This is a genomic window from Frankia sp. CgKIO3 (assembly GCF_977946435.1).
The window spans coordinates 1-13,148 of sequence record NZ_CDWTMO010000123.1 but is presented as its reverse complement, the minus strand read 5'-3'; the positions used below and the strand labels follow the sequence as shown (position 1 = coordinate 13,148).

Sequence of the window (13,148 nt, the reverse complement as noted above, 5' to 3'; positions counted from 1 at the left end):
GTTTCCACGGCGAGTGGAACTACATGTTCACTTCCCGTAGACCCGACATAGAATAATCAAGTTATTTCAATGCAAATCCAAACCTGGTAGCAGATGACGACAAGACCTGAGTCAGACCAGGTCTGTCCGCCTTGTCCCCCCAAACTTGCCCCCCCAAAAAAACGCCAGGGGACGCGTCAGGTGACGGCCAACGCGCGGCGCCGGGCCTGGCGCAGCACCTCCACCTCGCGGGGCGCGCCCAACGGCGGCAGCGGACCGTGGACCCAGCTCAGCAGGAAATCGGCGAGGGCGGGGTTCTGCGCGAGCACCGGCCCGTGCAGGTAGGTGCCGATGACCCGGCCATCCACAATGCCGTCCGTTCCGCCGTCACCGTCACCGGTCCCGAGCCGGACCGTACCGAGCGGGATGCCGTTCGCGCCGGGCAACCGCCTCGTCCGCCCGGCGTGATTCTCATACCCGTACAGGGTGGGCAGGCCGAGCCGTGCGTCCGGTTCCACCACGATGTCCCCGACCGCACGCGGCGGCGGCGCGTCCGACGGGCCGAAGGAACGACGGGTCTCCACGCCGACGAGATTCAGCCCCTCGTGGATCTCCCCACCGGACGGGAAGGTCGCGCCGATCACCTGGTAGCCGGCACACACGGCGAGCACCGCCGCTCCCGAGCTCACCGCTCGCCGGATCGCCCGGTTCTGCCGGATGCCGTCCGCCGCGAGGACCTGCGGTGCGTCCTCACCCCCGCCGAGCAGGTAGATATCACAGCTCTCGGGCACCGCCGACCCCGCGGGAACGTTCACCACCTCGACCGGCAGACCACGCCAGCGCAGGCGCTGGGACAGCACGATCGCGTTACCGCCATCACCGTAGGTACCGAGCAGCTCGGGGTAGATCAGCGCGATCCTGGTCACCGAGCCGCCCGTCATCGCGTGGATCCCCTCATTGCGTCACCAACCTCGCCGCGTACACAACCTCGCCGCGTACACAACCTCGCCGCGTGGACCTCACCGCGTGGACCTCACCAGCAGATCGCGAAACGCCGTGTAGTTGGCGACAACGTCGACCACCTTCTCGTTGGCGGCCAGGGCCGCGTCCTCCGCGCTGGCATACACGCTGTGCGGCACCTCCGCATAGGCCAGCCGCACGCTCATGTCCTCCTTACGCTCCCCGGTGACCAGCACCTGCCTGCCGGCGAGCCGTTCGAACGGCACGTCCCAGATCCAGGACGGATCCCGCCCGTCAGCGGTCTGGGAGTTGAAGTCGATGACGACAGGCCGCGGCAGCGCGTCCGCCAACAGCTCCATCATCTCCACCCAGCCGGCGGGGTTCTTCGCCAGCAGCAGCCGGCCTCGGTGGCCCTCCTCGCCGAGCGCCACCTCCTGATAGCGACCCTGCACATCGCCCAGGCCGGTCATGGCCGCAAGCGCATCCTCGATCTCGACGCCGAACTCCCGGGCCGCGGCGGCGGCCATCGCCGCGTTACCGAGGTTCACCCGTCCGGGCAGATCGAGCCGGGCCGCGATGGTGCGGCCGTACCAGAGCAGTTCCCGGGAGCCGGTGACCGCGACGATCGGCTCGGGCCTGGCCAGCCCGCACTCGGACCACCAGCCACTGCTGTTGCGGTACAGCAGCCGGGCGCACTGCGGGCAGACCATCGCGTCCGCCGTCCAGTTCTGCCCCGCTGACACCCAGACCTGCCGGTGCCAGCCCGCCGCAGCCCAGGCCACCAGGGGATCATCGACGTTCGCGACCACCGTCGTGTCGCGCAGCTCCGAGCCGAGCTCACGCCACATGGCGGCGATGCGCCGCGTCTCGTTGGACCGGTCGAGCTGGTCGCGGCTGATGTTCAGCAGCAGGACCACCCGCGGCGAGATCTCCCTGGCCACCTTCGGCAGCCAGATCTCGTCCACCTCGAGAGCCGCCGCCGCGTCGAACGGCGGCCGGGACAGCGCGGCCAGCACCCCGGGCGCCATGTTCGCCCCGCCGCTGTTCGACTTGACCGGCCCCAGGGTGCCCAGGGCCCGGGCAAGCAGCCGCGTGGTGGTGGTCTTGCCGTTGGTGCCCGACACGCAGGCGGTCATCCGGTGGGAGCCGACCTCTGCGAGCGCCCCCGGGGACACCCGCAGCGCGAGCTTGCCACCGATCATCTCGCCGGAACCACGGCCGAGCCGGCGTGACGCCTCGGCCGCCAGACGTTCAACGGCGAGCGCGGCCTGGGTCCTGGCGGTGAACCGGCGGGGGATTGATGTCGTCATCGCGGTTTCTACAGTGCCACGACGGCACCGGGCGGCGAAGCCCGCCCCGTCTTCCGTTCCGATAGATCCCGGTCCAGTCCCCGGTCATCGGCCCGGTACCACCCGGTAGCGCCCCCGGACGGGGGTTTGTTCCGGCCGGACATTACCTCACGTGAGCTGGCGTTACCCATAGTCCGCCAGGGAAGGTGTCGACCGGACCACCGTGGCGGAATCGACGCGGCATCGCGGTAGAACTCACCCGACGGGGTGAACCGGAATACCCACGGCCGCCCCCACAGGTGAGAATCACAGGTGGAACACGGCTGGTCGGCGCGGGTGCGCCGGTTCGGCCACCGGGGGCCGCGCCGGGCGGGCATTCCGGACCGGCACGGCCGGCACGGGTCCGCCGCGCGGTTGCAGAAGGGACGTGAGGGCGCACAGTGACCACGAAGGCAATCGCGATCACGCAGGTACACGGCCACTGGTCGGTGCACGATCTCGACCCGACCGACGCCGACGACCTCGACGCCCTCACCGACATGATGCGGGATCTGGGTGACGGCCCCGTCATCGCCTTCATCGAGGAGGACGACGAGTACCTCGCGGTGGTCTGCGTGCGTCCCGACGACCCGGATCCGCAGGTCTTCCTCTCTGATCGCCGGGTCCTGGTGACCTCCGATCTCGCCGAACGCCTGTTCGCCGACACGCTGCCCTCGATGGCGGGGCTGATCACCGCGGACGACGAGGATGACGCGTCCGCCGTCGCCCATGCCGCCCCCGTGGGCGATCTCGATCTACTCGGCGATCTGGGCACCCCCGCGGAGGCGTTGTTGGAACTGATCGGCGAGGAGGGGATGCTGCCGGGCGATGTGATCAGCGCGCTCAGCGAACGGGCCGGGGCGGGGGAGATCCTCGACGACGCACGTGGCTGAGCTCACCGGTCCGGCTGATCCGGGATGACCGATCCCGACGAGTACCCCCGGGCGGGCGCTCCCGCCCGGCTGAGCGGTCCGCCCGGACCAGGCCGCTTCCACGAGGCGATGGGGCTCGCCCTGCGCGAGGCCCGCCTGGCCCCGGACCACGCCGATGTCCCGGTGGGTGCCCTGGTGGTGACCGAGGACGGCACGGTGCTCGGACTCGGGCACAACGAGCGGGAACGCGGCGCCGATCCCACCGCCCACGCCGAAATGATCGCCCTGCGGGCGGCCGCGCGCCGGACGGGTTCCTGGCGGCTACCGGGAGCCACCCTCGTGGTCACGCTGGAGCCCTGCACCATGTGCGCGGGGGCCCTCGTGCTCGCCCGGGTGGACCGCCTCGTCTACGGTGCGGTCGACGAGAAGGCCGGGGCGGTCGGCTCGCTCTGGGACGTGGTGCGGGACCGGCGGCTCAATCATCGACCCGAGGTGGTTGCCGGGATTCGCGCCGGCGAGTGCGGCGCGCTCCTGGCGGAGTTCTTCGCCGCGCGCCGACGCCCGGCGGGGCGCTAGCCGGCACACCGCCGCCACGCTCGCCCGGTTCGGGACGACGGGACGACGGGGTGCCGTCTCGGCGCCGTCGGACCCCTACACACCCCGGCGAACCGGACTCTCGCGACGTCCGGTAGGCTAATCCACGGTGGAGTCGCCTAGTGGCCGAGGGCGCACGCCTCGAAAGCGTGTGAGGGGGCAACCCCTCCGTGGGTTCAAATCCCACCTCCACCGCCCTATCGGTACGTCTCACTATTCGCGTGCTGCCCAGCCGGCCAACCAGCCACGATGCTCCCGCACCCGGCTCCTCCCGCACCTGGAACGCCGGCTCGAGCAGCGGCTGGCTGGGCCCGCACAGCGGTCCCGGAGGATCAAGCCCGGACAGACGTCGACTTGCAGTCGCCGCGGAACGTGAAATAGTAAACGCGGAAAGTAATTCACTACTGACCATGACGCCCGCGGATGGATACCCGCGGGCGTTTCCATCAGCTGCACGACCGGCGAGTCGGAGGCAATGGCATGGCGAGAATCGTTATTTTTGGTGCCGGTGGTCAGATCGGGCGCCGTATCACCGACGAGGCGATTCGACGGGGGCATGCGGTCACCGGTGTCGAGCTCGACGCGGCCCGGGTGAAGAAACTTCCCAAGAAAGCGAACGGCGTGGTCGGCGACGTCACGTCCCGCGATTCCGTTCAGCGGCTGGCGCAGGATGCGGACGCCGTCATCGTGGCGATCGGCGGCGCGGACCGCCCGGTGCACGCGAACGCTGCCCGCACGCTCGTTGACGTCCTGCCGCGCATCGGCGAGCCGGCGCCGAGCATCCTCCACGTCTCCAGCGGGGGGACCCTGGAGGACGAGAACGGTCAGCGTCTCGTGGACACCCCGGGCTTCCCGGCCGCCGAGCGCAAGGACGCTCTTGACCAGGCCGACGCGCTCGACGTCTACCGCGGCGCCCGGAACGTACGGTGGGCCGCCATCACCCCGCCGCCGCAGAACGTGGGCCAGGGAAAGCCCCGGGGAGGGTACCGCACCGGCAATGACCGGCCGGTGGTGGACGCCCAGGGCAACACGGGCATCTCCCTGGAGGATCTCGCCGTCGCGGCCCTCGACGAGATCGAGAAGCCGCGGCACCGCAACCGGCGGTTCAGCGTCGGCAACTGAGCCACGCGCCCGGGCGGGCGGCACGGGTCGGACCCACCCGCGCCGCTCCGGGCGGCACGCCCCGTACCCCGGACCGGCGGGAAGACCGAACCGGCGGGAAGACCGGACGGCGGGGAGAGGGAGCTCATCGTGGCGAGGATCAGGCCATCGTGGCGAGGATCGCGCTGATGTCGTCGACGGTGGTCCGCGGGTTGACGATGGCGAACCGGGCGACGGTCTCGCCCTCGTGCACGGTGGGCGGAACGAACGCGAAACCGTCCCGCAGCAGGTTCTCGCTCCACCGCCGGTAGTCCGCGGCCTGCCAACCCAGCCGACGGAACACCACGATCGACAGCTGCGGTTCCCGCACCAGCTCGAGGTGAGGCAGCGCGGCGATCTGGAGCACGGCCGCCCGGGCGGTCGCCAGCGTGGACTCAATGGCCTGGCCGTAGGCCAAGGTGCCATGCGTCGCCAGCGAGAACCAGAACGGCAGCCCGCGGGCCCGCCGGGACAGCCCGATGGCATAGTCCGACGGGTTCCAGGCCCCCGCCGAATCCAGGACCTGGAGGTAGCCGGCCCGCTGCGGGCCGTGCGCCGCCCGGGCCACCGCCGGATCGCGATACACCAGCGCGCAGGCGTCGAACGGCGCGAACAGCCACTTGTGTGGATCGACGATGAACGAGTCGGTCTCGGCGATCCCGTCGAAGAGAGAGCGGGTCGATGCGGCGGCGAGCGCGGCCAGCCCGTAGGCGCCGTCCACATGCACCCACAGCCCGCGGGCCTGACAGACGTCCACCACCTCGCGGATGTCGTCGACGGTGCCGAACTGAGTGGTCCCGGCAGTCGCCACCACCGCGAACACGCCATCGACGGCCTCGGCGCCGCCCTGCTCGGCGAGCCGGTCCAACGCCTCGGCCAACAGCGGGCCGGTCAGCCGTCCGGCGTCATCCGTCGGCACGACGACGACCTCGGCGTCGAGCACCGTGGCGGCCTGGTAGAGGGAGGAGTGCGCCTCGGCACCGCAGACGAACCGCCATCGCGGTGGAATCGGCCGACCGGCGGCGGTCAACCGACTCCGGGCGGCATGCCGGGCGGCGGCCAGCGCCGACAGGTTGCCGACGGTGCCCCCCGGTACGAACAGCCCACCGGCGCAGGCGGGGAAGCCCGCGAGGTCCGACAGCCATCGCAGTGCCTCGTTCTCCGCGAAGACCGCGCCCGCGCCCTCCATCCAGCTGCCCGCGTAGATGGACGACGCCCCGACCACCAGATCGAACAACACAGCCGCCTTGGTCGGGGCGGCCGGGATGAAAGCGAGATTGCGGGGATGATCCGTCGAGATGCAGGCGCGGGACAGCTGCTCGTCGAACACCTCGAGGACGCGACGGCCACCGATGCCCTCGGCGGTGATCGTGGATCCCACCGCTGCCGCCAACTCGTCCCGTGACAATGGCGCGTCCAGCGGTACCGGATCGAATCCGAGCCGGACGCGAGCAAAGTCACAGATCGCGCGGACGAGATCGGCAGTCTGCCCGTCAAACCGATGCACAGGCGGAGTCTAGGATCGGCCATGCCCGGACATCGGGTAGCTCACCCCGCCGCAACATCGGCGTTTCCGGGTCAACCCCGAGTTCACACCGGATCGTCGCGGACCGTCACAAGCCGCCCGGGTCGGGGTGATCTCCCGCGACCCGGGGGACGACGCGAGGCTACGCGTCCTGCTTGCCGCGCTGACGACGGAAGAGGAACCCGCCACCAATCAGGGCAACCAACAGAACAATTACTCCGACACGCTTCACAACAAACCTCCACGATGAGGACCCGGCCTACGGGACGACATGCCCGGGCGTCCATCCATATACCCCATGGACGCCGCGGAAGGTGCCCAGACCCGCCGTCCCGGGGGACGAGCGGCCGACACATCCTCATGTCATCGAAACCGAGCATGCCATGAAGTGGTCCCAGGCGTGCAACCGGACCGCCGGACAAGCCGACGCGTCCTACGACAGCGCGATGGACACGTGTCGTACCGCGGGGCAATCTTCGCGCGACCCGGCGTTTGGACGGTGCTTTCACAGTCGCCCTCATCGCACCCGTTCGGTGACAAGGGCGGCGAGGGCGTCGGCGCCTAGAATGTTCCTGAGGATGTGCACGGCGAATCCCGGGGGCGATGGTGGCACGAGTTTTCGTCAGCCATGCGGGCGCCGACGCGGAGCTGGCCGACGAGGTTCATCAGGCGCTGACCCTTCTTAGCCACCGGGTGTTCCTCGCTCAGGACATCCGGGTGGGCGTCCAGCCCGGCGACATGTGGAAGGATCGGTTGCACCACGAGCTGCGAGCCGCCGACGCCGTGGTCTGTGTCATCGCCAACGCCTACAACGCCTCCCCATGGTGCGCCTACGAACTGGGAATCGCCTACGAGGTCGGCAGCCTGTTGCTGCCGCTGCGCGTGGAGCCGACGGTCACCTCCCCGCTCCTGGAGGACCGGCAGCACGTTCACCTGCACGAAAATCCGCGATGGGCCGACAACCTGAACGTTGGGCTGCGGCGCGTCGAGGCCGCCGGCGGGCTGGGCTGGGCGGACGACCGGTCCCCGTTCCCGGGTCTGCGGCCGTTCACCCGGGACATGGCCAAGGTGTTCTATGGGCGCGGCAACGAGCTGCGGCGGCTCACCCACCGGCTACGCTCCCTACGGTGAACAGCGTCTGCTACTGGTGGTCGGTGCCTCCGGGTGCGGCAAGTCGTCGCTGGTCACCGCCGGCTTGCCGGCCCGGCTGGCGGGCGAGCCCGGCTGGGAGGTGGCCGACCCCTTCTGGCCGGGCCGGGACCCGGTCCGCAAGCTCGCCCACACCCTGACCCAGGCTGCGAGGCGCGTCGGCCAGCAGTGGGCGGTCACCGACATCGACCGGCAGCTCAGGGAGGACGACCTGGCCCTGATGGGGCTGGCCGAAGAACTTCTGACGGCAGGCTCCGGCCCGGTGCGGGACAGACTGCTGCTACTGATCATCGATCAGGGCGAGGAGCTGTTCACCCGATCGGACGAAGAGGAACGGGCCCGGTTGGCGACCCTGTTGCGGCATGGGGTCACCGGTCCCGTGCGGGTGGTCATGGCGCTTCGCTCCGAGTTCCAGGACCAGGTCTTCGCCCTGCCCGAACTGAGCGGCCCTCCCGAACAGGGCGGGGTCAACCTGCACGTCTTCCCCCTCCGCCCGCTGGCCCGGGACATGCTGCCGGTCGTCATCACCGAGCCGGCCCGGGTAGCCGGCCTGCAGGTGGAGCCGGAGCTGGTCGCCAAGATGGTCGCGGACACCGAGGACGGCGAGGCACTGCCGCTGCTGGCGTTCACGCTCCATGAGCTGGCCAAGGACCAGACCCGCGGCGGCACCCTGTCGATGGACCGGTACCACGAGCTGGGTGGCGTGCAGGGGGCGCTGGCCCGCCGCGCCGACGCCGTCCTCGACGACGCCGTGGAGACGAGCGGGCTGGGCCGGGAGGAGATCCTGGTCGGCCTGGCCGAGCTCGCCACGCTCGACGAGGCCGGTCGGCGGACCCGCCGACGCATCGACCTCAAGGACCTGCCGTCCGACGCGTTGCGGAGAACCTTCCAGGTCTTCGTGAACCAACGGCTGCTGTCCACCCCCAGCGACAGCCTGGGGACCGCCGTCGGGGTCGTCCACGAGGCGTTGCTGACCGCCTGGAAGCCACTGGATGCCGTCATCCGGGAACGGGAAGCCGCCCTGCTCAGTGAGGGCAAGGTCGAGCGCGCCGCCGCCGAGTGGGAGCACAACGACGGCCCGCTCTGGGACGAGGACCGGCTGACCACCGCCATCACGACGCTGTGGCAGTCCTATGAGCGTTTCCGCGCCGGTGAGGAGCCGGTGGTCCATCTCAAACCGGCCGGGCGGAGGTTCATCGACGCGTGCGACCAGCGGATCGAGGAAGCCCGTCGCCAGGAACGTGCGCGCGTCGAGGCGGCCCGCCGCCGGGAACGTCACGAACGTCAACGCCGCCGGCAGGTCATCACCGTCCTTTCCGTGCTCCTCGTCTTCACTGTCGCCGGTGCCGCGATCGCCACCTGGCAGTCCCTCACCGCCCGGCAGGCGCAGCGCACCGCGGAACGGGCGCGGCACGCCCTGATCACTCATACCCTGCTCGCCAACGCCAACGTCGCGCGGGCGACGGACCGGGTGCGCGCGTTACGACTCGCCATCGCCGCCGAAAACATCGACTCCGGTAGCGGTGGTGAGGCCGGTGGTGAGGCCGGCAGCCAGGCGAACCTGCTGCAGACTCTCGTCGAGGACCCGACCGCGCTCGCCAGCCGCGGCGATCCCGTCACCTCGGTGACGTTCTCCCCGGACGGGCGCATCCTGGCCGTCGGCGGCGCGAACGCAACGGTCGTGCTGTGGGATGTGACGGAGGGTCAACCTCGTCGGATCGACCCGCCCCTCACCGGCCAGCGCAGCGGGATCACGTCGGTGACGTTCTCGCCGGACGGCCGGAACCTCGACGCGACCGGCGTCGACGGGACAGTGCTGCGGTGGGACATCGCCGACCCGGACCGGCCACAAGCGCGGGAGCGCGTGAATGCCGCCGCGGCCCCCCCCCCACGCCGTGGGAGGCATTCTCCCCGGACGGGCGCCTCAGAGCCACCGGCCAGGACGGATCGATCATGCTGACGGATGTCACCGCCCCGGATCGGCCCCGGCCGCCCAGCCTCCTTCTCGCCGACCCCGGACCGGTCCGGGCCGTGGCCTTCTCCCCGCACGGGCAGGTCCTGGCCGCGGTCGGATCTGGCCGGAGGGTATGGCTCTGGGACACCAGCGTCACCCCGCCGCGGCAGATCGGGCAGCCGCTGACCGGGCACACCCGCTCCGTCCTGTCGCTGGCCTTTTCCCCGGACGGCGGGACGCTGGCCTCCGGCGGCAACGATGGCACCGTCCGGCTGTGGCGGCTCGCCGCGGTCGACGCGTTCCGCCGCAACGGCGTCGTCGAATACGCCTGCCACGAGGCCCAGGGCGGGCTCGACCAGTCGGCGTGGAGCTTTCACATTCCCGGCCTGCCCTACCAGGACACCTGCGCCGGGTGACCGCCGGCGGCACCGTCGGCAACGTCGGCAACGTCCAGGTGTCGAGGCGTTCGGCGATGTTGTTCGTGCCCTGGCGCCGCCCGGCGATCCGCCGGGCGTCCGTGAGGAACCGGTGGGTCCGCGTGACCACCACGGCGTTCGGCCGGTGCTCGGAGATGTCCAGTGCCTCGGTGACGAGCGCTTCGGCCTCGTCGACGTGGTGGCGGTGCAGGGCCGCTGTAGCCGCGGCGATCCTCGCCATCGACCGCAGGTCGGTCGCCCCGGCGACGTCGAGATGGTGCACCGAGGCGTCGGTATAGACCGAGGCCGCGTCCGGTTGGCCGAGTTCGACGTACGCCGCCGCAGACAGTTCAGCGAGCGTCAGCATATGCAGGGTGTCGATCGAGAACCCGGGGTTGCCCGACTGCGCGCGGCTCAGCGTCCCCTGGATGCGCCAGGCACGGTTGATCGCTTCGTGCACGCCCGCCCGTTCACCGAGCGCGCCCAGGGTACGAGCCTCTATCGCCGCGGCGCGGCTGGCGGCCGGCGAGCCCGCACCGACGTGGGACGTGGCGGCGCGGGCCAGCGCGAGGGCGGAGGCCAGGCGGCCGGACTTGCGGGCCAGGGAGCTCTGCCACAGCCGAACCCAGCACTGCAGTGCCCGGTCCCGCGCCTCCTCGGCGTGGCCGAACGCCTCGGCGAACGCGGCCGTCGCCTCGGGGATGTCACCGAGGTCGTGGCGGGTGGTGGCCCACAGGGCAGCCAGGCGGCCGGCGGCGCGGTGCAGGCGGGCGTCGACGGCGGTCGGGTGCCCGCCCTCGGCGAGCAGGGAGCGGACGGCCGGCAGATGCCGGCGTAGGTACACGCTCGTCGCGCCGATCGGGGTCCGCTCGTACGCCCCGGTGATCTGCTGGATGCGGACGTCGATGTGGTTCAGGACGTCCTCGGACGCGATCACTCGCGGGGTCACTGGCCCGCTCCGGACCATGAACAGCCCGGGTGGCAGGGATGCCCCCGCCGCCAGCCGGAGGAACCGCCGTCGATCGGACTCGTCGCCCATGCCGCACCTGCGCTTCGGGATGTCGCCCGCTTCCCATGACCATGATCTGTCCGTGGGCAGTCGAAGAACGGGTCATCGTCCATGGTCACGCCCCGTCTGCCATGGTCATGCCCCGTCTGCCGGCCCGACTGCACACTCGCTGGACGCTAGCCGGGGCGGCTGCCCGCCGGAAGCGGAAACACCCAGCACAACGTGGTCTCCCACGGCCCGCGGCCCGCGGCCCGCGGCAGCCTACGGCCCACAGCGGCACCGGTCGACCCGGCACAGGTCACTCGCCGTGACTTCTGCACCGGCGGAGCCTCACGGCGGTCGTGGCAGCTGCCCGCTGCCTGCCTGGTCGGCCTGGTCGTCGGATTCAATGATCTCGGTGTAGGCATCCACGCGACGGTTGGGGAGCGTCGTCGGCAGTTCCAGGTGGACGGCGCCCGCCGGCAGCACGCCGGCCCCGCCGGCCCGCTCCATCACCCGCAGCTGGGCCACCACGTCCTCGCCGCGGTGGTCAGGGGGCAGTCTGGGCCAGAATTCGAACCCGCCCGCCATGACCAGTTCATGCCGGTCGTACAGGACGCAGCCCCGATCCAAGCCACCCGGTAGGCGAGCCAGCCACCCGCCGGCAGCCGGCCGCGACGGGCGAGGCCGGCGGTGATGTGGGTGAGGTTCGCCGCGTTGTGCAACCGCCAGCGTTCCCAGCCGGGAGTGCCCTTGCGCACCCGCTCCGGCCGGACGTCCGCGGCGTCGGTGACGGTCTCGAAGGGTTTCTGCTCGTGCGGCCGCACGTCCGTGACGTGGCTCAGCCCCTGCGGTGGGGTGCCGACGAAGCCGCAGCGCAGGGTGCGGATGGCGGCGAGCAGCCGGTCCACGAGGGCCGGCTCGCAGAGCACATCGTCGTCGAGGTAGAGCACATATCGGCCGCGGGACGCGTCGAGCAGGAACTGGCGCTGCTCCGCCAGGCCCCGCCACGTCCGCCCCCGGTGCACCTCGACGGCGCTGCCCCACGCTCGTAGCAGCCGCAGCACCCCTTGGACCTCGGGGGTGTCGCACGCTGCCGGTCCCGGTGTCTGGTCCGAGATGACGACGCGGAATCCGGTTGCGGTCTGCGCTGCCAGGCCGGCGAGCGTCACAGCCAGCGCCGCGGGCCGCCCGCAGGTGGGTATCAGGACGTCCAGATCGCCCGGCGCCCCAGCCGACGCCGACGCCATTACCACACCGACCTCCGGTCAGTCGTCGTCGGGATCATCGTCGAAGTCGCGCCGGTCGCCGTACTCCATAGAAAACCAGCGGTTCGAACGGCCCGCTCGGCGCGAGGAAGACGGATCTCACTGCCCCACCGGCATCGGCGTGCAGACGCTCCCAATCGCGGGGGAAGGCGAACTTCGCCTCCGTCGGAACGGGGTGGGCTGCTCCTGCAGCAGCGTGATGGCATCGGCCACGGCCTTGAGCTCCGTCAAGCTGAACAGCTCTCGCCAGGCGGGGCGTAGCGGGCGCAGCCGGTGCTGTTCGTAACCGAATCGAGCGGGATGGCGGAGCCTGCCGATCAATGCGACGGTCTGGACCAGGACTGGTTCCGGGAAGGGCGCTCAGGTACCAGGGGTGACCTGCCCCGTGGGAGCCGGATACCGACGGCACGTAGGGCGGTGGCACGGAAGGCGAAGTTCCCTAAGGCCCATCACCAAGATCACCGATGGGCCGAGGTCTCGCGCCGCAGGACTGGCCATGGCAGACAAGCTGATCGAGTCCACCCAAGCCCGCTGGCGCGCCGTCAACGCACCCCATCTCGTCACTCTTGCCCACTAGCGATCATGGTCCGGCCTAATTCTCGTTGGTGACGGGCTGCGTCAGCCCGCAGGTCTGCCGGATCTCGTCGTGCTGTTCGTGCTGGATGGAGCAGCAAGGAACGATCTGTGGTCTCGGCGTGGAATGATCGGCGCGTCGCGGCCAGTTCCTGCTGTCGCGCTGGTCTCGGAGTCGGTGATTGCCTTCTCCTCGTGGTACTCCTGTTCCACATTGACAGTCCACACATCGTGCTCGGTGCCGTCGAGGATGTTCTCCACGGTGAGCATCGCGGTCAGCATCGAATGGTCGGCGTTGTTGTAACGGTGCATGCCGTTGCGGCCGACGGGATGCACGTTGGGGACGTTCTTCTCCAGCCAGTCCCTCATGATCTCAACGTTGCGCCGGTAGTACTGGTCGTG

At 70.6% G+C, this 13,148-nt stretch carries 12 protein-coding genes, 1 tRNA gene and 1 pseudogene; 8 read left to right on the top strand and 6 right to left on the bottom strand.

Going from position 1 to position 13,148, the window contains the following annotated elements; translation table 11 throughout:
- Window positions 1-176: 176 nt before the first annotated feature.
- Complete coding sequence (locus AC08OJ_RS14140) at window positions 177-920, bottom strand: type 1 glutamine amidotransferase (protein ID WP_476595955.1); 744 nt, start codon at window positions 918-920, stop codon at window positions 177-179.
- A 78-nt stretch (window positions 921-998) separates the two neighbouring features.
- Window positions 999-2,249: a MurT ligase domain-containing protein gene (locus AC08OJ_RS14135; RefSeq protein WP_476593326.1), complete on the bottom strand. Its 1,251-nt coding sequence runs from the start codon at window positions 2,247-2,249 to the stop codon at window positions 999-1,001.
- Between the two features lie 419 nt (window positions 2,250-2,668).
- On the opposite strand from AC08OJ_RS14135, the gene AC08OJ_RS14130 reads away from it, so the two are divergent.
- The 4 genes from AC08OJ_RS14130 to AC08OJ_RS14115 all read left to right on the top strand — a co-directional run bounded on the left by AC08OJ_RS14130 (window position 2,669) and on the right by AC08OJ_RS14115 (window position 4,855).
- Complete coding sequence (locus AC08OJ_RS14130) at window positions 2,669-3,160, top strand: tRNA adenosine deaminase-associated protein (RefSeq protein WP_476593328.1); 492 nt, start codon at window positions 2,669-2,671, stop codon at window positions 3,158-3,160.
- Window positions 3,161-3,268: 108 nt separating this feature from the next.
- A complete protein-coding gene (gene tadA / locus AC08OJ_RS14125) occupies window positions 3,269-3,715 on the top strand; it encodes a tRNA adenosine(34) deaminase TadA (protein WP_462187576.1) in 447 nt (148 codons plus the stop codon).
- Window positions 3,716-3,841: 126 nt separating this feature from the next.
- Window positions 3,842-3,928, top strand: a tRNA-Ser gene (locus AC08OJ_RS14120).
- A 285-nt stretch (window positions 3,929-4,213) separates the two neighbouring features.
- Window positions 4,214-4,855 carry an NAD(P)-dependent oxidoreductase gene (locus tag AC08OJ_RS14115; protein ID WP_462203465.1) on the top strand — a complete coding sequence of 214 codons (642 nt, stop codon included), beginning with the start codon at window positions 4,214-4,216 and terminating at the stop codon, window positions 4,853-4,855.
- 139 nt (window positions 4,856-4,994) lie between these two features.
- On the opposite strand, the gene AC08OJ_RS14110 is transcribed toward AC08OJ_RS14115, so the two are convergent.
- Complete coding sequence (locus tag AC08OJ_RS14110) at window positions 4,995-6,380, bottom strand: pyridoxal phosphate-dependent decarboxylase family protein (protein WP_476593330.1); 1,386 nt, start codon at window positions 6,378-6,380, stop codon at window positions 4,995-4,997.
- Between the two features lie 621 nt (window positions 6,381-7,001).
- On the opposite strand from AC08OJ_RS14110, the gene AC08OJ_RS14105 reads away from it, so the two are divergent.
- The 4 genes from AC08OJ_RS14105 to AC08OJ_RS14090 all read left to right on the top strand — a co-directional run bounded on the left by AC08OJ_RS14105 (window position 7,002) and on the right by AC08OJ_RS14090 (window position 10,755).
- Window positions 7,002-7,529, top strand: a complete 528-nt coding sequence (locus tag AC08OJ_RS14105; protein ID WP_476595954.1) for a toll/interleukin-1 receptor domain-containing protein — start codon at window positions 7,002-7,004, stop codon at window positions 7,527-7,529.
- Complete coding sequence (locus tag AC08OJ_RS14100; RefSeq protein ID WP_476595953.1) at window positions 7,474-9,507, top strand: NACHT and WD repeat domain-containing protein; 2,034 nt, start codon at window positions 7,474-7,476, stop codon at window positions 9,505-9,507. Before AC08OJ_RS14105 ends, AC08OJ_RS14100 begins: the two co-directional genes overlap by 56 nt.
- Window positions 9,501-9,917 carry a WD40 repeat domain-containing protein gene (locus AC08OJ_RS14095; RefSeq protein ID WP_476595952.1) on the top strand — a complete coding sequence of 139 codons (417 nt, stop codon included), beginning with the start codon at window positions 9,501-9,503 and terminating at the stop codon, window positions 9,915-9,917. Before AC08OJ_RS14100 ends, AC08OJ_RS14095 begins: the two co-directional genes overlap by 7 nt.
- Window positions 9,918-10,062: 145 nt before the next feature.
- Window positions 10,063-10,755: a hypothetical protein gene (locus tag AC08OJ_RS14090; protein ID WP_476595951.1), complete on the top strand. Its 693-nt coding sequence runs from the start codon at window positions 10,063-10,065 to the stop codon at window positions 10,753-10,755.
- Between the two features lie 501 nt (window positions 10,756-11,256).
- Here AC08OJ_RS14090 and AC08OJ_RS14085 read toward each other — a convergent pair.
- From AC08OJ_RS14085 to AC08OJ_RS14075, 3 genes and pseudogenes are all read right to left on the bottom strand, one after another.
- Window positions 11,257-11,436 carry a hypothetical protein gene (locus tag AC08OJ_RS14085; RefSeq protein WP_476595950.1) on the bottom strand — a complete coding sequence of 60 codons (180 nt, stop codon included), beginning with the start codon at window positions 11,434-11,436 and terminating at the stop codon, window positions 11,257-11,259.
- Window positions 11,418-12,155 (bottom strand): glycosyltransferase family 2 protein, encoded by a 738-nt coding sequence (locus AC08OJ_RS14080; protein WP_476595949.1) that lies wholly within the window; start codon window positions 12,153-12,155, stop codon window positions 11,418-11,420. Before AC08OJ_RS14080 ends, AC08OJ_RS14085 begins: the two co-directional genes overlap by 19 nt.
- A gap of 636 nt (window positions 12,156-12,791) precedes the next feature.
- Window positions 12,792-13,148 (bottom strand): annotated as a pseudogene (locus tag AC08OJ_RS14075) (hypothetical protein); the annotation flags it as partial.

Excerpts from the sequence above, each read along its gene's own strand:
- AC08OJ_RS14095 (WP_476595952.1), top strand. The coding sequence starts at position 9,501 with ATGCTGACGGATGTCACCGCCCCGGATCGGCCCCGGCCGCCCAGCCTC.
- tadA (WP_462187576.1), top strand. The coding sequence starts at position 3,269 with ATGGGGCTCGCCCTGCGCGAGGCCCGCCTGGCCCCGGACCACGCCGAT.
- AC08OJ_RS14080 (WP_476595949.1), bottom strand. The coding sequence starts at position 12,155 with ATGGCGTCGGCGTCGGCTGGGGCGCCGGGCGATCTGGACGTCCTGATA.
- AC08OJ_RS14100 (WP_476595953.1), top strand. The coding sequence starts at position 7,474 with ATGGGCGCGGCAACGAGCTGCGGCGGCTCACCCACCGGCTACGCTCCC.
- AC08OJ_RS14115 (WP_462203465.1), top strand. The coding sequence starts at position 4,214 with ATGGCGAGAATCGTTATTTTTGGTGCCGGTGGTCAGATCGGGCGCCGT.
- AC08OJ_RS14105 (WP_476595954.1), top strand. The coding sequence starts at position 7,002 with ATGGTGGCACGAGTTTTCGTCAGCCATGCGGGCGCCGACGCGGAGCTG.
- AC08OJ_RS14135 (WP_476593326.1), bottom strand. The coding sequence starts at position 2,249 with ATGACGACATCAATCCCCCGCCGGTTCACCGCCAGGACCCAGGCCGCG.
- AC08OJ_RS14140 (WP_476595955.1), bottom strand. The coding sequence starts at position 920 with ATGACGGGCGGCTCGGTGACCAGGATCGCGCTGATCTACCCCGAGCTG.